Here is an 18,788-nt window from a genome sequence, read left to right as displayed (position 1 = left end):
TCGCTCGGCACCCAGTTTGCGATGCTCGCCACCCTGATGATCACCTCGAAGGGCGTCGCCGGCGTTCCACGCGCCTCGCTGGTGGTGATCGCCTCGACCTTGGGCCAGTTCGGCATTCCCGAGGCCGGCCTGTTGATGATCATGGGCATCGATACCTTCCTCGACATGGGACGCAGCGCCACCAACGTGATCGGCAACTCGCTCGCCACTTCCGTGGTGGCTAAGTGGGAGGGCGAACTCGCGCCCGAGCACGTGCTCGGCCCCGACGACGTCGTGCCGCCGGACATGATCCCCGGCGAGATTCCTGCGATGGCCGGCCATTGACGGGAGCGATCCATGCGCCAAACCATGCGGCGAACGATCCAGGCCGGTGGCCTGTGGCTGATAGCCTGCCTGCTGGCCACATCAGCGGCAGCCCAGAGCGGCAGCGAGGGACTGAGCCCGACGCTGGCCAATATCAAGAACAGGCATGCGGTGCGGCTCGGCTATCGCGAAAGCTCGCCGCCGTTTTCGTTCCTCGATCAGGCCAACCGGCCGATCGGCTACAGCCTGGAGCTGTGCGAAGCCATCGTCGACGAGATCGGCGCTGCGGTCGACGATGACAATTTGAGGATCGAATATGTCAAGGTCACCTCGGACGACCGCATTGCCGCGGTGCTGCAGGACAAGATCGACCTGGAATGCGGCTCGACCACGGCCAATGCCGAGCGCGCCAAACAGGTGGCGTTTTCGCCGCTGATGTTCGTGGCCGGCACCAAGCTGATGGTGCCGAAGGCCTCAAGCATCTTGGCCGCGGCTGATCTGAAGGGCAAGACCGTGGTCGTGACCAAAGGCACCACCAACGAGCCGGCGATGCACGCCGTCGACAAGAAGCTGTCGCTCGGGCTGAACATCGTGGTCTCGCCCGATCATGAGCAATCCTATCAGATGCTGGCCGACGGCAAGGCCGACGCCTTCGCGACCGATGACATCCTGCTCTACGGCCTGATCGCGCGGCACAAGGCGCAAGGCACCTTTCGCGTCACCGGCGATTACCTGTCCTACGACCCCTATGGCATCATGTTTCGCAAGGGCGAGCCGCAGCTTTCCGAGGTGGTGGATCGCACCTTCCACAAGCTCGGTTCGAACCACGATCTGATCCCGCTCTATAACAAATGGTTCGTGGCCCGCCTGCCGACCGGCGAGAAGCTCAACGTCGAGATCTCGCCGCAGCTCGAGGAAGCCTTCAAGGTGCTCGACGACACCGAGGGGACCAGCAACTAGGCCGCAGGCTCTGGGGCCGGATCGGCGAGCCACACGATTTCCACGTGATGGCTCAGGGTTTGATGTTGAGGACAGACTTGGCGGCGCTGAGGGTGCTGTTGAAGGCGGCCTTGGTCTGCCCCGTCACCGTGCCCGCCTGGTAGGTCGGTCCGCTCGTAAAGCCCGTTTTGGGCTTGACTGCAAGGGTCGACTGGACCCCGGCCAAAGCACCTTGGAAGCTTGTCTTCGTCGCGTTCGCAGCCTCTTTTAACGCGGCTGCCGGGCGGGCGACGATGGCGGCGGCCGACGATGCAACAGATGAGATGTCGGTCATGCGATGCTTCCTGCTTGGGGAAACCATCAGGGTGGTATGGTTAACGGCCTGTTAACGGGCCGCGGCGGACCTGTCGCCACGTCAGAAAAACTTCAGCTCGCGGGCGCGACCGCCGCGCGCGACGGTTAGGTATTCGATCGCCAGGAATAATCCGCCGGCGACATATATTTTCCGATGCAGCGAGGCGGCGAGGCTTTGGCTAAGGCCGACGGCTTCCTCGATGCTGGCCGCGACGTGAATGGCGGCTGACGGATTGGCCTGCCGCACCGCGTCGGCAATGGCATCGGCATTGGCGCCCTTGTGATAGGCCGCCGTGCATAGGATGGTGTCGAATGACGGCGCCAGCGCGGCAACGATCTCGCCTTCCTTCTTGTCAAAGGAAACGCCGAGCACGAGAATCCAATCCTCCGCGCCATAAATCGCCTTCAGGCTTGCAAGCGATTGCCGGATGCCGTCGGGGGTGTGGCCGACGTCGATGATGGTCAGCGGATCTTGGCCGATCACCTCGAGGCGGCCCGGCCAGCGCACCTCGCGCAGGCCCGACCTCACCGCGGCTTCGATCCTGCCGGGACTTGTTTCTGCCCCCCCGTCCCGCAGCCAGAGCAGGAACAGGGTCACCGCGATGGCGGCATTGTTGAATTGAAACGCGCCCCTCAAGCTCGTTTCCAGCGACTGAAATCGGAAATTCCCGAATTCGAACTCGAACCGCTGCCCAGACGCCGCGATGGCTCCGCCGCGAAGCGCGATCTGGTCGCCGACAAACAGGGACGTGACGCTGCGGGTGCGATTATATTCGACGAGATGCGGCCACAGGCTTCGGCAATTCTCGCCATAGACGATGGTGCCCAAGGCGGCGCAGGCGTCGCTTTTGTCGGCAGCGATCAGTTCCAGGGAATGGCCGAGCAGTTCGACATGCTCGTAATCGACCGAGGTCACGCCAGCCACCCGCGCGCCGACCAGACGCACCGGATCGTAGCGGCCGCCGATGCCGGCCTCGAACGCGGCGAATTCGCATCCGCTTTCCTGAAAGTGCAGGCAGGCCAGCGCAAACATGGCTTCGAAGGCGCCAAAAGTCCCACCCTGGCGCTGTGAGATCTCGTCGATCGAGGTTTTGATCCGCGCCGTCAGGCGCGCCAGATCATCATCGGCGACAGCCACGCCATCGACCTGAAAGCGTTCGTTGATGTGAAATAGATGTGGTGAGGTGAACAATCCGGTTCGCAGGCCATGGGCGCGTGCGATGCTGGCGCAGAAGGCCGCGGTGCTGCCTTTGCCATTGGACCCGGTCACGACAACCGAGATTCGCTGCAGCCTCTCCCGATCTACGGCAAGGGCGGCGAGCAGCGCCGCCATCCGCGCCAGACAGGGGCCATCGCCATATTTCGGCAGGTCAAACACCAGGGCGTTCCGGTTCCAACGTTGTTTTACCGCGCCAGCAATCCCAGCGACAAGAACGTGTGGCGCCAGATTTTCAGGATCAGGTCGCCGCGGTCGTGTTGCTCCAAAAGCCGGATCGAGGGATTGGCGTTGACCTCGATCACCCGCATGGCTTCTGCGTCTGCCTCGATATTTGTAAACAGGTCCACGGCCGCGACCCGAAGTCCCAGCGCGTGCAGCGCCCTTCTGGCCAACGCCAGCGCGGCGTCGGACCGGGGTGCATCCAGCATCATCGTTGCCCCCGCGCTCCAATTCATCCGGCCGGGAATGTCCCAGCGCGCGCCCGCGGGCAATACGGTGTCGAGCGCGGTGTCGTTGTCATCGGTCAGGGCAACTGGCGAAAGGCCGCGACATCGCAAGGCTTCGTTATGGGCGATCAACAGATCGGCAATGCTGCGCAACCCATCGCCCAATAAAGCGGGCGGATATTTCTGGGCGCAATAAACGATCTCGTCATCCAATAGAAAAATCCGATGCTCGAGACCGGCGACGACCGGTTGCATCAATACCGCGTCGTAATAGTGCGAGACTTCGGTGAAATATCGCAGCAGCGAAGCCTCGCTGCGAATCATCTGCGCGAAATCGCCGCGCGATCCCGCAAGCGGCTTGACGAAAACCGCAGCGCCCAATTTCCTGAAAAGGTTGCGGGCGTCTTCGCGTTCGTGGCCGCGCGGGCGATGGGCCCGGTGCCGATCATGCAGGAAGAAATAGTCACCGCCGAGCGTCGGAACGCCGGCGCGTTCAAGTATGATATTGGTGAAATATTTATCCGAAGCCAGCGTCGAGGCGGTGGCGCTGTTTTGCGGATACCACGAGCATCGACCGGCGCCGAAATGAATGGTTTTGGTCCCGGAGGCGACGCTGACGACGAGTCCCGTTCCGCCATCGATGTCGGCAAAGGCGAGGCCGAATTCGGCGCAGGCATAGGCCGCATAGACCGACTGGTCCGGATAAAAGGACGGCCTACCCGCTCGAAATTCCCGCAAGGTTCGCATGCAATATCCGGTGGTCTGGCATTCTGATTTGGTGTCTTTCTCTCCAGCGAATTTTTCGCTCGCGGGTGGCAATTAACTGCCCGAAGGACGCGGATTCCAGCAAGTTCATTGCGCACAACCGCCTTCGCGGGGAAGCTTCATAATGACCCTTTAATTGCACCCGTCGACTGCGTTTTTGGGCCCCCAAGGGTGCATCCGGGCCTGTTGACTGTCTTCAATTATCGCGTACGTGAAGGCCAGAATCATCAATCGTTGCAGGGGTTTCTGCCTGGCTTGGGCGTAAACCGCGCGATCCTTCTACGGCCGGGCAATCGGGAAAAACAAAAGCCATGAGCGCATTCCACCGCGAGAAAGTTCTTTCTGTCCGGCACTGGACCGATACGCTTTTCAGCTTCACCGCCACCCGCAGTTCCGGCTTTCGCTTCCAGAACGGGCAGTTCGCGATGATCGGACTGGAGGTCGACGGCCGCCCGCTGCTGCGTGCCTACAGCATGGCGAGCGCCAATCACGAAGAATCCCTGGAGTTTTTCAGCATCAAGGTCGCCGACGGGCCGCTGACGTCAAGGCTGCAGCGGATCAGAGAGGGCGATGTCATTCTGGTCGGGCGCAAGGCGACCGGCACGCTGATTGCGGACAATTTGATATCCGGCCAGCGCCTGCTGTTGCTGTCGACCGGAACCGGGCTTGCTCCGTTTGCCAGCCTGATCAAGGATCCGGATGTCTATGAGCGGTTTGAATGCATCATTCTGGTGCACGGCTGCCGGCAAGTATCCGAACTGGCCTATGGCGAAGAGCTGGTGGCGAAATTGCGGGACGACGAATTGTTCGGCCCGCTGTTGGCGGAAAAGCTGGTCTATTATCCGACCGTCACCCGCGAGCCGTTTCGCAACCGCGGTCGCATCACCGACCTGATCACGTCAGAACAATTGTTCAGAGATCTCGGTCTGGCACCGCTCGACATCGAAACCGATCGGGTGATGATGTGCGGCAGCCCGGGCATGCTGGAAGAGCTGCGCCTGATGCTGGAAGGGCGCGGTTTTCTCGAGGGCAGCCACAGTGAGCCCGGCCATTTCGTCATCGAAAAGGCGTTTGTCGAGCGGTGATCTCCTCTCCCGCGGACCGCCGACCATATCCAGCACGCCGTCCAGAGCACGAACGCATGGCCTGCGCGGGATAGCCTTGAGCAAAGCGGGATTCCCGACGTGGTGCGCCCGCACGGTCACTAAGCCTTGAGAACAAGTCAGGTTGCGCTGCACTGCAAAAGGAGCGCATGATCTGGCGCCATACGCCGTCAAGGGATGGATTGATTTGCCGCCGGTCGATTGGGTCTTTTCGCGCCCGATGCGCTGTCATATTCATGACCTTTGCCGCGGATATCGTGTACAGCCATGTTCGGGTCGTCAGGCCAGGCTGCGACTGACGAGAATAAAAGCGGCAGATCCGCCTGAGGGAGTCCCATGGAAACGTTGCTGCTTCCGTTCTCGCCACGCTTCATCATTCTGACGATTTGCGCCGTTGCCACGGCTTTGCTGCTGGGCGTCGGGCTCTTCGATCGCAAGGTGTTCGATCTGGTTCTGATCCCGATGCTCATTTTCGGTGCGCTGACTTTGCTCGGCATTCGCGATCTCACGCAAAAGAGCCACGCGGTGTTGCGGAACTATCCGATCTCGGCGCATCTGCGTTTCCTGCTGGAAGAGATCCGGCCGGAGATGCGGCAATACTTCTTCGAGAGCGAGAAGGACGGCATGCCGTTTTCCCGCGACACCCGCGCCGTGGTCTATCAGCGCGCCAAGATGGTGCTCGACAAGCGGCCGTTCGGCACCCAGGAAGATGTCTATCGCGAGGGCTATGAATGGATGCACCATTCGGTGGCGCCGAAGGTTCACACCGGGGAAAAATTTCGCATTACCATCGGCGGCCCGGATTGCGCCAAGCCCTATTCGGCCTCGGTGTTCAATATCTCGGCGATGAGCTTTGGCGCGCTCAGCCCGAACGCGGTGCGGGCATTGAACGCCGGCGCCAAGAAAGGCGGCTTCGCGCATGACACCGGCGAGGGCGGCGTCAGTCCCTATCATCGCGAGAACGGCGGCGATCTGATCTGGGAGATCGGTTCGGGATATTTCGGCTGCCGCAACCGCGACGGCTCGTTCAATCCGGAAGAATTCGCGCGCGTTGCCGCCTACGATCAGATCAAGATGGTCGAACTCAAGGTCAGCCAGGGCGCCAAGCCCGGCCATGGCGGGGTGCTGCCGGCGGCCAAGGTTTCCCTGGAGATTTCCAAAATCAGGGGCGTCGCGATGGACGAGGATTGCATCTCGCCGGCGTCGCACCGAGCGTTCTCGACGCCGCTGGAAATGATGGGCTTCATCGCCGAGATGCGGCGACTGTCCGGCGGCAAGCCGGCGGGATTCAAACTGTGCATCGGCCATCCCTGGGAATTCCTGGCGATCTGCAAGGCGATGCTGCAAACCGGAATTTACCCTGATTTCATCGTGGTCGATGGCAATGAAGGCGGCACCGGCGCGGCACCGCTTGAGTTCATGGACCATCTGGGCATGCCGATGCGCGAGGGCGTCAATTTCGTCCATAACGCGCTGGTCGGCATCAATGCCCGCGATCGTATCCGCATCGGCGCCGCCGGCAAGATCGCCACCGCCTTCGATATGGCGCGCGCCATGGCGATCGGCGCCGACTGGTGCAATTCGGCGCGCGGCTTCATGTTCGCGCTGGGCTGCATCCAGTCGCTCTCCTGCCATACCGATCGGTGCCCGACCGGGGTGACCACGCAGGACCCGACGCGCAATCGCGCGCTGGTGGTGCCGCACAAGATCGATCGGGTTTACAATTACCATCACGCCACCCTGCACGCGCTGGCCGAACTGCTGGCCGCCGCCGGGTTCGAACATCCGCAAGAATTGCGGCCGATCCATTTTTCGCAGCGCACCTCCACCACCGACGTGCAGTCGTTCGCGAAGCTCTATCCCTCGCTCCGCCCCGGCGAGTTGATCGACGGCACCAGCGATGCCCGTTTCCGCGAGGCCTGGGCCATGGCGCGCGCGGATAGTTTTGCCGCGATGGGGTGAGGCTGAACTCGTCATTCCCGGGCGACGCGAAGCGTCGAACCCGGAATCTCGACCTGATAACCTCTGGATTCCGAGTTCGCGCTGACGCGCGACCCGAAATGACGTTTTGCCATCAATGCGGGTTTTCGAGGCTGAACAGCTCCGACTGCTCGTCATAGGCGAACAACTCGCCATAGCGCGCCCAAGAGACGATGGTCTTGAGCGTCTCGTCGGCCTGGTCTTCCGCCATATAGTCCTCGAGTTCGTTGCGGAAGCGCGCCTCGGGGGCGGTGTGCGAGGGCCGCTCGTCGAGCACCCGGCGGATCAGGCCCATCACCGGCACATAATTCATCAGATGTTCGGCGAACAGCTTCTTGCGGGCGTCGGTTTCGAGGTGGGCAAAGCGCTGGCCTGCATCCGTCAGCATCAGATCGCCTTCGCTCAATTGGGCAAACCTCAGCAGTTGCAGGGATTCGCCGAGGTGGAAGATCTCGTCGGCCTCCAGTTGCAGGCTGTTGGCGAGAACCGGCAAGTCAGCGCGGCCGTTATAGGGCGGCGCCGCCAGCGTCTCGATCAGCCCCGACAGAACGTTGGACGAGACGTGGTTGAGGACCATGCCGACACCGGTGCCTGGAATGCCCTCGATCGCCGGCGCTCTCAGCTCGGCGCGCTGCGTCATGCGGGCATAGATGCTGTCGACCAGTTGCCGGAATGTCGGGTCAAGCCGATTGCGCGGATGCGGCAGGTCGACCTTGATCTCGGCGGCGACGCGTCCCGGATTGGAAGAAAACACCAGGATGCGGTCGCACATCAGGACCGCCTCCTCGATATTATGCGTCACCATCAGCACCGACTTGATCGGCAGCCGGCCTTCGATCCAGAGATCGACCAGATCGGTGCGGAGCGTTTCCGCGGTCAGCACATCCAGCGCCGAAAACGGCTCGTCCATCAGCAGCAGGTCCGGATGCACCACCAGCGCACGCGCGAAGCCGACGCGCTGGCGCATGCCGCCCGACAATTCCTTCGGAAAAGCGGACTCGAACCCGTCGAGACCGATCAGGTCGATCGCCGCCAGCGCCCGGGTGCGGCGTTCGGCGCTGTCAATCCCCAGCGCTTCCAGCCCCAATTCGACGTTCTGCAGAACCGTCAGCCAAGGAAACAGCGCGAAGGACTGAAACACCATGGCAACGCCGTTCGGCGGTCCGACGATGGTCTCGCCACGGCATTTGGCGTCGCCCGAGGATGGCGCGATCAGTCCGGCAATGATGCGCAGCAGCGTCGACTTACCCGACCCGGAACGGCCGAGCAGACCGACAATTTCGCCCGATTTTATCGTGAGATCGACATTTTCGAGCACCAGCAGATCTTCGCCGCTGCCTTTCGGAAATGACCGGCAGACGCCGCGGATTTCGAGTAGCCTGCTCGGTTTGGTTTGATCGAGCATGAATTTCTCCTGATCAGCCGAGACGAAGGCGACGCTCGCCGAAGGCATAGAGCGGCCGCCAGAGCAGGCGGTTGAAGAACGTCACCAGAATACACATGATGGCGATGCCGAGCACGACCCGAGGGAAGTCGCCGGCTTCGGTCGCGGTTGCTATATAGGCACCGAGACCGCTGGCGGTCAGATGCGTGTCGCCCCAGCTCGCCACTTCCGCCACGATGGACGCATTCCAGGAGCCGCCGGAAGCGGTGATGGCGCCGGTGATGTAATACGGGAAAATACCGGGCAGGATGACTTTTATCCACCAGCGCCATCCCCTGAGATGGAAGCTGCCGGCGACCTCGCGCAGGTCGGTCGGGAACGCGCTGGCGCCGGCGATGACATTGAACAGGATGTACCACTGAGTCCCCAGGATCATCAGCGGACTGAGCCAGACATTGGCGTTAAGGCCGTAGCGCACGATGATAACCACGAACACCGGAAATGCGAGGTTGGCGGGAAACGCGGCCAGGAACTGCGCCAGCGGCTGAATGCGCTCGGCGAGTTTTGGCCGAAGTCCGATCCAGACCCCGACCGGTACCCAGATCAGTGACGCCAGCGCGATCAGCACGACGACGCGCAAAAGCGTCATGAAGCCATAGCCAATCGCGGTGAGGATATCCGACGGGCTTAGGGTCGCCGAGAGATATTCGTAGGCCCTCCAACCGGCATAGCCGGTGGTTGCGGCGACAAGTACAAGCCAGACCGCATCGACGAGGCGCGACGGCGGGCGCTGTCCGACCGGCACCCTCGGGCTGCCCGGCAGCGCGACATGGAAGTTCGAGATGGCCTTGTTGAGCGCCGCAAACGGATAGGTCAAAGCGCGCAGCGCGCGGGTGCGCCGGAACAGATCGAGCATCCAGGATGTCGGTGCGGTGGCCGAGGCGGTCTCCTCGAAGCGGAATTTGTCGGCCCAGGCCACGACAGGGCGGAACAGCAGTTGATCATAGGCGATAATGACGAGAAGCATGGCCAGGATGGCGTAGCCGATCGCAGACAGGTTCTGCTTTTGAATGCCCAGCGCGACGTAGGAGCCGATGCCGGGCAACGTGACCGTGGTATTGCCGACGGTAATCGCCTCCGAGGCCACCACGAAGAACCAGCCCCCGGACATCGACATCATCGTGTTCCAGATCAGGCCGGGCATGGCGAACGGCACGTCGAGCCGCCAGAAGCGCTGCCAGCCGCTCAGGTGAAAGCTCTGTGAGGCCTCCTCCAGGTCTTTCGGGACGCTGCGGATCGACTGGTACATGCTGAAGGTCATGTTCCAGGCCTGGCTGGTGAAAATCGCGAACACGCAGGCGAGCTCGGCACCGAACACCCGGCCGGGAAACAAATTCAGGAAGAATACGACGGTGAAGGTCAGAAAGCCGAGGATCGGCACCGACTGCAGGATATCGAGCAGCGGGATCAGCACCATCTCGGCGCGCCGGCTCTTGGCGGCCAGCGCCGCATAGACGAAGGTGAAGATGATCGAGCAGATGATCGCCAGCAGCATCCGCATCGTCGTTCGCAGCGCATAGAGCGGCAGGTTGGCGGGATCGAGCGATACCGGCGTGATATCGAGCGCCGAGAGCGGAAGGGTGGTCTGCTCGCCGCCATAGACGATCAGCACCATGGCGCCGATCACGAGGATCAGCGCCACGGCGTCCCAGATGTTGGGCCGCAGCGCCTGTCCCAATCTCGGCGTCAGAATTTCTTGAAGCGTCATGCGAGAACCCGTGGAGGACATGGGCTGCAAATGTTCAGAATTGCGCGTGTAGGCGCGTAGCGACCACCGAGACCGGCCCGCGATCCCGGTTATAGGCGGGATTGGTGATGAACTGGTAATCGAAGGTCAGCTGCCAGGCTAAGACCGGGAGCGTGTAATAGACTTCCATGATTTTCTCGGGTCCCGGATCGGGAAGCTTGCCATCTCCGATCAGGGCGGTGTAGCCGCCGGCCGCGAGGTAGGCCTGATGCACGCTCGATATGGTGTTGAGGATTCCGGCAAGGCCCACGGTGTCATCGGGCCGGCCCCAGAGTTTTCCGGACAGCGAGGCGCCGCCCGACAGGGTTGCGTCGGCATCGGTGAATGCATAGGTCTCAAGATCACCGGGGGTGTAGCCTGCGCGGGCAAATAGGCCGACGCCGGGCAAAATCTGCTGCTCCATGTTGGCGGCAATCCCGGGTTTGCTCGTATACGTACGCACCGCCGAAATATCCGCCGGCGCGCCGGTCAGCGCGGCAAGCTGGACGGCGTCCGCAAAGCTTCCCATCCGCGCGCGGGTCAGATAGCCGGTCACCGCGATCTTGCCGGGTTGCCCCCAAAGGTCGTAGCGGCGCTCGACCTCGCCCACCATTTGAAACTGGCCAAAGGTTGGGTCCAGATCGGTGCTGTTCGGAACAACAGGACCATCAAAGATGCCGGCCCGGAATGTCCATTGACCGGTGTACCATTCGACGGCGGCGCCGTAAGTGAAAGCCCAGGCGTCGGCCGCATAGTCGAAAGCCCCGGTATTGACCAGGGTCCAGTTCAAAAAGTCCCCGCGCGGATCATGCGCATACTTGTTGGAGTCGAAAATATCGACGACGCTGAATTTACCGACCGTGATCACCAAGCGGTCCGCCGTCTGGGATCCGGCGAATTGATTGATCCCGGCATCGACCTTCTGAACCTCGCCGCCGAGGTCGATCGTCTGGCGCAGGAACGTGCGCGGCAAGCGCGCATAGGGATAGGCTGCGCCGACCTTGTAGGCCTCCGCGCTGGGAAATCCGGCGACGCCAAACGTGCCGCTGAGACCGAAACCCTGATCGATCTCCGGGTCGACCCAGATCTCCGCGCCTTTCCAGGGACGGAAGCCCAGATACAAATCGACGTCGAAAGTCTCCCGGCCTGAATTTGGGGCGAGGCTGTTTTGGCCGCTATAGGGCGCCCGGAACGGCAGCGCATATTGGCTGACCAGCGTCGCTTGTCCGTGCACGCTGATATCACCGTTATCCAGTGCGGGGATACCCTTGGTGACGGCATCACTCTTCGACAGATCAGCGCCGAGCTGGTAGTTCACGCCAAAGCGCAGGCTTTGCAGCATCAGATCGGAGTTGAACGACTGCGCTGCGGCTGGAAACGTTCGTGCCCTGCCGCCAAGATCGGCCGCCAGATATTCGAGCCTGGCGCTCCAGTTCGGCGCAATCGGCACTTCAACTCCGGCGCCAGCGGCCCAGCCCCACCGCCACAGCAATGCGGCCTCGGTTGTTCCGACCGCCGCGGTGCCGGCTGCCGGAGTGCCGGCGAGTTCGATCCGTGTCAGCTTGTCGTAAGTCCAGGCCGCTCCGCCAGTGCCATAGACGAGCCAGTGGTCGAAGGCATAGCCGACCCGGCCCCTTGCCGTGCCAAAATCCAGCACCGTGTCGTTGTAGCTCGCCTGTCCGATCGGCGCGGAGGAAATCGTCTGGGTGCCGGCGATCATATTCGGGGCCGAGACGTCGGCTTCAAACCCAACCACAAACCGCGATGGCAGCATATAGTTGTAGCCGGCCTGTAATCCGACGAAATAGCTCCCGGTACCCTTGAATGGATCGTAGGCGTTGAACAGATCGAAGGAGCCGCCAAGCGTCGGGACGGCAGCTCCCGGCTCGGTCGCCGTCCAGCTGGTTTTGCCGGCCGCATATCCGAAGTGGCCGCCCAGATAAAATCCGGTCCAGTTATCGATGGCGTTGAGAGCCGGCGCCTTGACGGCCATGTCCGCCGCCACCGCCGATCCATCGAGCGCGAGCAGGCTCAAGGCCACGCCCACGAGCGCCCACTGCCAAGACCGCCTGCAACGGATCATCGTGTGGATTTCCAGCGCGAGCATTGCGGCGGTCTCTGTCGTCATCGCTGTACGTTTGCCGGCGCGCTGCCATCCTGGAAATGAAGCCGTCCGCTCGGAGTTGGCAATGGTCACGGTCGGGGGCAGATCGAAAGCAGCCACAAATCGTTCCCCAGCGTTATTGCAAAGCGCTCGCAAATGGAAGAAAGGACGATGGAGATGCCTTCGAATGACATCGTCTAGTGACGCGCGTGCAACACAATGAAATGAAATGGCGCATTGATAGATGGAGCTCGGCCGGTGCATCGGTGCGGTCGCGGCGGAGCGTGTTTCCGGCATCATCCCTGTGCTGCTACCAGTTACGGAAATAGACGTCATCGCCGATTAAGACGGTTCGAAGACAGCTATGTGAAAGTGCCTACGGCGACGGCTGAACCAGATCGCCTGCGACCCGTCTGGCCGTTCGGCCGCGCCGCATCCGCCTTCTCCAGCACCGATGGTAGTGGGAATTCGACCAGCCAGCGACATCCAGCCGCGTGCCGCCGTCGATCAGGAATAAGACGGACGATCCAGGGTGTTCGGGCGAGGGATCGCGAGTCCATCGCGGCCTGATCCAATGGAGGCGCGCGACCGCACCGGATGGTTCAGATCAGGGGCGAGGCCTGCGCAATCCGTGGCGATAAAGAGGTCAGGACTTGTGGGCGACCTCCACGGTGACATGGGACAGATCGGCAAACCTGGCCAGTCGCTGCCGGTAATCCGCCGCCTCAAGCGCCCCCGAGGTTGCGACCGAAACGATAGCGCCGAGATGCCCGGGCCCAAGCCGCCAGAGATGCAGGTCGGTGACCTGATCCCCCTCGCTTTCGATGGCGTTGCGAACTTTCTCCGCCATGCGCGGGTCCGGCGTACGGTCGAGCAGGATGCCGCCGGTATCGCGCAGCAATCCGACCGACCAGTTGGCGATCACCAGCGCGCCGATGAGACCCGCCACCGGATCCATCCAGAGCCAGCCGAACGCCCGCGCCAGCACCAAGCCAACAATGACCAGGACCGACACCGCGGCATCCGCCATGACGTGGATCACCGCGGCCCGCATGTTGTTGTCACGGTGATGTGCGCCATGCGCCGCCTCGTGATCGTGCTCTTCGAATTCAAGCTCGCGTTCGTGGCTTTGGCCCTCCTGGGTGAGGCGAACCCTGGCGACGAAGGCGTGCGGTTCCGGAATCTCGTCGCGCGATTGCAGATATCCGCCATGGTCTTCGAACGTGAATAGCTGGCAGCGGCCGTCCGGCCTTGTTGTCTCGATTGTGATATCGGGAGCCTCCGGCAACGCCCCCGCCGTCGCGCGCAGGCGAAACCGCGGCGGCACGCGGTCTTCGAAGACTTCGACTTGCAGCGAGCTGCGGCCCAACTCAATCTTTCGCGCCTCGTCGTCATGACCATGAGCGTGGCCGTGCGCATGATCATGGCCGTGATGATGGCCGCCGGACAACAGCCATGCGCTGGCGATATTGACCGCGAGACCGAGCGCCGCGATCGGGATGGCCTCGTTGAAACTGATGTTGACCGGGTTGAGCAGACGCGCCACGGCTTCATAGCCGATCAGCAGCGAAATCATCGCCAGAACGATGGCGCTGGAATATCCCGCCAGATCGCCGAACTTGCCGGTGCCAAATGTGAAACGGCGGTCGTTGGCATATTTGCGCGCAAAGGTATAAGCCAGCGCCGCCAGCAGCAGCGCCCCGGCGTGGGTCGACATGTGCAGGCCGTCGGCGATCAGGGCCAGCGAGCCGAACAGCGCGCCGCCGATGATCTCGGCGATCATCATGATGCTGCAGAGCACGATCACCGCCCAGGTCCGGCGTTCCGCCTTGTCGTGATCCTTGCCCAGAAACACATGGTCGTGCGGCGGAAATTGAAGGATCGATGGCGCGTCGGACATGATGTCCCTCACTTCAGATAGGTGTGAACCACTTGGATGAGTTGATCCGCCGCATCGGCGTTGAGCGCGCCCGGATTCTGCTCGGGGTCGACGAGATGGGTGCGGATGTGGTCCTCGACCACCTCCGCCATCAGGCCGGCGACGCCGCCGCGAATGCCGGCGATCATGTGCATGATGCGCTCGCATTCCGCCTCTTCCGTCAACGCCCGCTCGATCGCTTCGATCTGGCCGCGTATCCGGCCAACGCGCGCGAGCAGCTTCTTCTTCTCTCGGATCGTATGCGCCATCACGGCCACATAGGGTACCCCCCTATGCTATGTCAAGGGCTTCTGCGCCACGCAAAAGTTGACCCGCCAGGGGGCGACCGGGCGGATCGGCACGGCACGGGGGGAGGGGGCGCCCGTGCCGGACGCAGGATCCACGCGCTCCTTCAGTCGATCATCCGTAGCAGCTGCGCACGCGGCCCGTGATGGTCCGCACGATCGATTGGACTGAGCGCCCCCTGATCCGGTCCGGGCTGAACCTCACTAGTTCGGGGCAATGAGTTGTCGTCTCATGATCACAGTTGGTTACCGGCAACATCAGGCCTGCGGCCCGGCCGAAAGCGCCGCCGGATCGAATCGATCGACATCGGCAAGCAGCTCGCAGAACGCGCGCGCGCCGTGATCGATCAGAAGCTCGCCCTTTTCCGCGGAAGCCTCCGTCGCGTCGCCGACGGCGCCGCTGGCGTGCAGGTCCTGGGCCTGCCAGGCGAACGGCGCCGGCCGATGGGCTGAAAGCCGGCGATAATCCCTTTCCATCGCAATCGAGGTGGACCGAAAATCGGCGATCTCTTCGGTACGCACATGCTGCTTGTATCGCGCCAGCATGATCGATGTCTCGACCGCACCGCCATGGATGCCGTGCCGCAATTCTTCCGCCGAGACCAACCCCTGGGGCGCACCGAAGCGGGACCATCCGGTGGTGACGGCCAGAAGCCCCCATTTCGCACGCAGATCCTGCGCCACCAGCGTCATGGCGGCGCTGTTGCCGCCATGGCTGGTCACCATGACCAGTTTCCTGATCCCGGTGCGCGCCACGCTGATCCCGATTTCCATCCAGCTCTTCAGCGCCACTTCGGCCGGCAGCGTCAGGGTGCCCGGATAACCGATATGTTCGGTCGAAATCCCGACCGGCTGGATCGGAAGGAAGGTTGCGGGAACGGCCGCGGGGAGGAGCTCGCGCACCCGCGCCAGATAGGCCTCTGCAATCATGACGTCGGTGCCGAGCGGCAGATGCGGGCCATGCTGTTCGGTGGCCGCCAGCGGTAACACCGCGATCCATCGCGCCGTTCCGGCTCCGCCAAGGTCAGGCCAGTGAATACAGGTCCAGTCGCGGGGAGGAACGGTTGAAGTCATCGAGCCATTTGTTTCTTTGGACGGATTTGAAAGGGTAGTTTAGCCTTGGGACGTATCAACGTCCGGGTGCCTCCCATCATGGGCCAGAACGATCGACGGAGTCCAATCATGATCCCGCCCCTCTTGAATCGAGCGTTAATTGCCGGCCTCTTGGCCGTTGGCATGGTCATTTCGCCCGCGGGCGCGCAGACCACGCTGGATAAGGTCTCGTTCGGAACCAATTGGGTCGCGGAGGCCGAGCACGGCGGATTTTTCCAGGCGGTGGCGGATGGCACCTACAGGAATTACGGGCTCGACGTCACCATCGTGCCCGGCGGCCCGAACGACAACAACCGCATGCTCCTGATCGCCGGCAAGCTCGACTTCTTCATGGCTGCCAACACCCTGATGTCGTTCGATGCGGTGGCCAACAACGTGCCGGTGGTAAGTGTCGCCGCCATCTTCCAGAAGGATCCGCAGGTTTTCCTGACCCATCCGGAACTGAAGGTCACCAAGCTCGAGGACCTGAAGCCGCTGACCTTGTTCGTCTCCAAGGAAGGGATTACCAGCTACTTCCAATGGCTGAAGTCGGAATACGGCTTCAGCGAGGCCAAGGTAAAGCCCTATACCTTCAATCCGCAGCCGTTTCTTGCCGACAGGCAAAGCGCGATGCAGGGCTATGTCACTTCGGAGCCGTTCGCGATCGAAAAGAGCGCGGGCTTCAAGCCCGGCATTATCCTGCTGGCGGATTATGGCTTCAACACCTACTCGACCTTGATCGAGACCCGCCGCGAGATCGTCGACAAGAAGCCGGACCTGGTTCAGCGCTTCGTCGACGCCTCTGTGATCGGTTGGTACCACTATCTCTACGGCGACAACGCCGCCGGCAACGCGATGATCAAGCAGCTCAATCCTGAAATGACCGACGAACTGCTCAGCTACTCGGTCAAGAAGATGAAGGAGTTTGGCATTGTCGATTCCGGCGACACCTTGCACAACGGCATCGGTACCATGACGGACGAACGCGCGGCGAGCTTCTTCGACAAGATGGTTCGTGCGCACGTGGTCCGCCCCGACATCGACTTCCGCAGGGCTTACACGCTTCGCTTCGTCAACAAGGGCGTTGGCCTCGATCTGCGGCCGAAGAACCAGGACAAGTGATGACCGAACCCGCAAGCCTGTCCGAAAGCGAGACCGGCTTGGCCGGCCTCGCGGTCAGCCTGCGCGGCGTCACCAAGGTCTATGACAGCGGCGTCGCGGCGCTGGGGCCGCTCGACCTCGATGTCAGGCAGGGCGAGTTCGTTTCCCTGCTCGGGCCGTCAGGCTGCGGCAAGTCGACCGCGCTGCGGCTGATCGCGGGCCTGAATGCCCCGAGTTCCGGCACCGTCGGCGTCGCCCGCCGCGCCGGTCGGGTGCGCGCCGGGCACGCCATCGGCTTCGTGTTTCAGGAACCGACGCTGATGCCATGGACCACGGTTCGGGAAAACGTGCGGTTGCCGCTGAAACTGGCGCGGGCACCGACGGCCGAGGCCAAGGCCCGCGCCGACGAGGCCCTGACCCAGGTCGGCCTCGCCGAGTTCAAAGGCGCCTTCCCCCGCGAATTGTCGGGCGGCATGAAGATGCGGGTCTCGCTGGCGCGCGCGCTGGTCACCGATCCGGATATCCTCTTGATGGACGAACCGTTTGCCGCGCTCGACGAGATCACCCGTTTCCGGCTCAACAACGATCTGCTCGCGCTGTGGCGCAATTTGCGCAAGACCGTCATCTTCGTCACGCATTCAGTATTCGAGTCGGTCTATCTGTCGCAGCGCGTGATCGTGATGACGGCGCGGCCCGGACGCTTCGGCGCCGAGATTCGTATCGACACCACCGCGCCGCGCGGCGAGGAGTTTCGAACCTCGGTCGAATATGCCGGCTATTGCCGCAAGGTTTCGCAGGCGCTGGCGCCGTCCTATCCCGGGCAGGCGCATTGATGAGTCCGTTGCCGGGACCGCCATCTGCCGAGCCGTCTATGGCCGATGGCCTTACCCTGCGCCTGGTCCGGATCCTGCTTCCCATAATCGTGCTCGCGGCGGCCGTCGCGGTCTGGGCGCTGGTGGTGCGCATCAATGATATTCCGCCCTATGTGCTGCCCGGGCCGGGCGCGGTATTCCGGACCCTGGTCAGCGATTGGCCGATCCTGTCGCAATCGCTCGAGACCACGCTGCAGACCACGGTGGAAGGGTTCGTTGCGGCCGCGGTCGGCGGCATAGCGCTGGCGCTGTTGTTCAATCAATCGAAATGGCTGGAATACTCGCTGTTTCCCTATGCGGTGATCCTGCAGGTTACGCCGGTGATCGCGATCGCTCCGCTGCTTTTGATCTACCTCCCGCAGCAAACCGCCGTGATCGCCTGCGCCTGGATCGTCGGATTCTTCCCGGTCCTGTCCAACACCACGCTCGGACTGAATTCGGTCGATCGCAATCTGGCCGGACTGTTCAGGCTTTACGGCGCGTCGCGGCTGCAGACCTTGCGCCATCTTAGACTGCCTGCCGCGCTACCCTTCATCCTCGGCGGATTGCGGATCGCCGGCGGACTGTCGTTGATCGGCGCCGTGGTCGCCGAGATCGCGGCGGGCTCCGCCGGCGCCGGATCCGGTCTGGCCTATCGGATCGCGGAATCCGGCTACCGCCTCAACATTCCCCGAATGTTTGCCGCGTTGCTGTTGCTGTCCGCCGCCGGGATTGTCATCTATGGGCTGCTGGCGCTAACCTCGCACCTGGCGTTGCGGCGCTGGCATGAAAGTGCGCTTGGAAAGGAAAACTGATGGTGGGCGAAAATATTGCTTCTGCGAAGATCGATCTGCTGATCTACGGGCCGAGCAAACCGATCATCGACAATGGTTTTTCCGACCAGTTCTTGCTACATTCATTTGAGAAGATCGGTGACCTTGAGCGATTGACCCCGGCGGTCGCGCAGCGGATCCGTGGCGCCGCCGTGACCTACAATTCGGTACGGGGCGACCGCAAGACACTGTCGCGTTTTCCGAAGCTCGAGATCGTCTCCGCATTCGGAGTCGGCTACGATCACATCGATGTCAATTACGCGCATGATCACAATATCGTCGTTACCAACACCCCGGATGTCCTG

16 protein-coding genes and 1 pseudogene are annotated in these 18,788 nt (G+C 62.3%); 8 read left to right on the top strand and 9 right to left on the bottom strand.

All coding sequences use genetic code 11. The features are described from left to right. The coding region (locus ABSG20_RS10740) for a dicarboxylate/amino acid:cation symporter (protein WP_423864480.1) at positions 1–324 on the top strand (324 nt) is incomplete at its 5' end. A gap of 12 nt (positions 325–336) precedes the next feature. Further along, positions 337–1,263 (top strand): amino acid ABC transporter substrate-binding protein, encoded by a 927-nt coding sequence (locus ABSG20_RS10735; protein ID WP_423864479.1) that lies wholly within the window; start codon positions 337–339, stop codon positions 1,261–1,263. A 52-nt stretch (positions 1,264–1,315) separates the two neighbouring features. Here ABSG20_RS10735 and ABSG20_RS10730 read toward each other — a convergent pair whose 3' ends face one another. The 3 genes from ABSG20_RS10730 to ABSG20_RS10720 all read right to left on the bottom strand — a co-directional run bounded on the left by ABSG20_RS10730 (position 1,316) and on the right by ABSG20_RS10720 (position 4,008). Next, on the bottom strand, positions 1,316–1,576 hold the full coding sequence (locus ABSG20_RS10730) for a hypothetical protein (protein ID WP_423864478.1): 261 nt from the start codon (positions 1,574–1,576) through the stop codon (positions 1,316–1,318). Between the two features lie 81 nt (positions 1,577–1,657). After that, positions 1,658–2,974 (bottom strand): bifunctional folylpolyglutamate synthase/dihydrofolate synthase, encoded by a 1,317-nt coding sequence (locus ABSG20_RS10725; protein WP_423864477.1) that lies wholly within the window; start codon positions 2,972–2,974, stop codon positions 1,658–1,660. Positions 2,975–3,000: 26 nt separating this feature from the next. Continuing rightward, positions 3,001–4,008 carry an ATP-grasp domain-containing protein gene (locus tag ABSG20_RS10720; RefSeq protein ID WP_423864476.1) on the bottom strand — a complete coding sequence of 336 codons (1,008 nt, stop codon included), beginning with the start codon at positions 4,006–4,008 and terminating at the stop codon, positions 3,001–3,003. Positions 4,009–4,337: 329 nt separating this feature from the next. Between ABSG20_RS10720 and ABSG20_RS10715 the strand changes: the two genes are divergently transcribed. Together ABSG20_RS10715 and ABSG20_RS10710 are read left to right on the top strand one after the other, a co-directional pair. Continuing rightward, positions 4,338–5,111, top strand: coding sequence for a ferredoxin--NADP reductase (locus tag ABSG20_RS10715; RefSeq protein ID WP_423864475.1), 774 nt, complete (start codon positions 4,338–4,340; stop codon positions 5,109–5,111). A gap of 354 nt (positions 5,112–5,465) precedes the next feature. Next, complete coding sequence (locus ABSG20_RS10710) at positions 5,466–7,091, top strand: FMN-binding glutamate synthase family protein (RefSeq protein WP_423864474.1); 1,626 nt, start codon at positions 5,466–5,468, stop codon at positions 7,089–7,091. A gap of 112 nt (positions 7,092–7,203) precedes the next feature. On the opposite strand, the gene ABSG20_RS10705 is transcribed toward ABSG20_RS10710, so the two are convergent. From ABSG20_RS10705 to ABSG20_RS10680, 6 genes are all read right to left on the bottom strand, one after another. After that, positions 7,204–8,514 carry an ABC transporter ATP-binding protein gene (locus tag ABSG20_RS10705; protein WP_423864473.1) on the bottom strand — a complete coding sequence of 437 codons (1,311 nt, stop codon included), beginning with the start codon at positions 8,512–8,514 and terminating at the stop codon, positions 7,204–7,206. A gap of 13 nt (positions 8,515–8,527) precedes the next feature. Then, entirely contained in the window at positions 8,528–10,261 is a 1,734-nt protein-coding gene (locus ABSG20_RS10700) for an ABC transporter permease (protein WP_423864472.1), read from the bottom strand. Positions 10,262–10,295: 34 nt separating this feature from the next. Beyond that, positions 10,296–12,362, bottom strand: coding sequence for a carbohydrate porin (locus tag ABSG20_RS10695; RefSeq protein ID WP_423864482.1), 2,067 nt, complete (start codon positions 12,360–12,362; stop codon positions 10,296–10,298). A 667-nt stretch (positions 12,363–13,029) separates the two neighbouring features. Then, entirely contained in the window at positions 13,030–14,283 is a 1,254-nt protein-coding gene (gene dmeF / locus ABSG20_RS10690; protein WP_423864471.1) for a CDF family Co(II)/Ni(II) efflux transporter DmeF, read from the bottom strand. A gap of 8 nt (positions 14,284–14,291) precedes the next feature. After that, positions 14,292–14,570 (bottom strand): metal/formaldehyde-sensitive transcriptional repressor, encoded by a 279-nt coding sequence (locus tag ABSG20_RS10685; protein ID WP_423864481.1) that lies wholly within the window; start codon positions 14,568–14,570, stop codon positions 14,292–14,294. 294 nt (positions 14,571–14,864) lie between these two features. Beyond that, positions 14,865–15,680, bottom strand: coding sequence for a creatininase family protein (locus tag ABSG20_RS10680; protein ID WP_423864470.1), 816 nt, complete (start codon positions 15,678–15,680; stop codon positions 14,865–14,867). A gap of 108 nt (positions 15,681–15,788) precedes the next feature. Here ABSG20_RS10680 and ABSG20_RS10675 point away from each other — a divergent pair, with 108 nt between their 5' ends. The 4 genes and pseudogenes from ABSG20_RS10675 to ABSG20_RS10660 form a co-directional block, all read left to right on the top strand. Further along, entirely contained in the window at positions 15,789–16,820 is a 1,032-nt protein-coding gene (locus tag ABSG20_RS10675; protein ID WP_423864469.1) for an ABC transporter substrate-binding protein, read from the top strand. After that, a complete protein-coding gene (locus tag ABSG20_RS10670; RefSeq protein WP_423864468.1) occupies positions 16,820–17,632 on the top strand; it encodes an ABC transporter ATP-binding protein in 813 nt (270 codons plus the stop codon). Before ABSG20_RS10675 ends, ABSG20_RS10670 begins: the two co-directional genes overlap by 1 nt. Positions 17,633–17,670: 38 nt before the next feature. Then, entirely contained in the window at positions 17,671–18,465 is a 795-nt protein-coding gene (locus ABSG20_RS10665; protein ID WP_423864467.1) for an ABC transporter permease, read from the top strand. Continuing rightward, positions 18,465–18,788: pseudogene (locus ABSG20_RS10660) on the top strand (2-hydroxyacid dehydrogenase); the annotation flags it as partial. The gene ABSG20_RS10665 and the pseudogene ABSG20_RS10660, both read left to right, overlap by 1 nt.

The organism is Bradyrhizobium sp. (genome assembly GCF_049512235.1).
In the GTDB taxonomy this organism is placed as follows: Bacteria; Pseudomonadota; Alphaproteobacteria; order Rhizobiales; family Xanthobacteraceae; genus Bradyrhizobium.
The sequence above is the reverse complement of the archived record's forward strand: the minus strand, read 5'-3'. Positions and strand labels throughout refer to the sequence as shown.

Coding starts and splice junctions, on each gene's coding strand:
- ABSG20_RS10735 (WP_423864479.1), top strand. CDS start 337: ATGCGCCAAACCATGCGGCGAACGATCCAGGCCGGTGGCCTGTGGCTG.
- ABSG20_RS10730 (WP_423864478.1), bottom strand. CDS start 1,576: ATGACCGACATCTCATCTGTTGCATCGTCGGCCGCCGCCATCGTCGCC.
- ABSG20_RS10720 (WP_423864476.1), bottom strand. CDS start 4,008: ATGCGAACCTTGCGGGAATTTCGAGCGGGTAGGCCGTCCTTTTATCCG.
- ABSG20_RS10715 (WP_423864475.1), top strand. CDS start 4,338: ATGAGCGCATTCCACCGCGAGAAAGTTCTTTCTGTCCGGCACTGGACC.
- ABSG20_RS10710 (WP_423864474.1), top strand. CDS start 5,466: ATGGAAACGTTGCTGCTTCCGTTCTCGCCACGCTTCATCATTCTGACG.
- ABSG20_RS10705 (WP_423864473.1), bottom strand. CDS start 8,514: ATGCTCGATCAAACCAAACCGAGCAGGCTACTCGAAATCCGCGGCGTC.
- ABSG20_RS10700 (WP_423864472.1), bottom strand. CDS start 10,261: ATGACGCTTCAAGAAATTCTGACGCCGAGATTGGGACAGGCGCTGCGG.
- ABSG20_RS10695 (WP_423864482.1), bottom strand. CDS start 12,362: ATGATCCGTTGCAGGCGGTCTTGGCAGTGGGCGCTCGTGGGCGTGGCC.
- dmeF (WP_423864471.1), bottom strand. CDS start 14,283: ATGTCCGACGCGCCATCGATCCTTCAATTTCCGCCGCACGACCATGTG.
- ABSG20_RS10685 (WP_423864481.1), bottom strand. CDS start 14,570: ATGGCGCATACGATCCGAGAGAAGAAGAAGCTGCTCGCGCGCGTTGGC.
- ABSG20_RS10680 (WP_423864470.1), bottom strand. CDS start 15,680: ATGACTTCAACCGTTCCTCCCCGCGACTGGACCTGTATTCACTGGCCT.
- ABSG20_RS10675 (WP_423864469.1), top strand. CDS start 15,789: ATGATCCCGCCCCTCTTGAATCGAGCGTTAATTGCCGGCCTCTTGGCC.
- ABSG20_RS10670 (WP_423864468.1), top strand. CDS start 16,820: ATGACCGAACCCGCAAGCCTGTCCGAAAGCGAGACCGGCTTGGCCGGC.
- ABSG20_RS10665 (WP_423864467.1), top strand. CDS start 17,671: ATGGCCGATGGCCTTACCCTGCGCCTGGTCCGGATCCTGCTTCCCATA.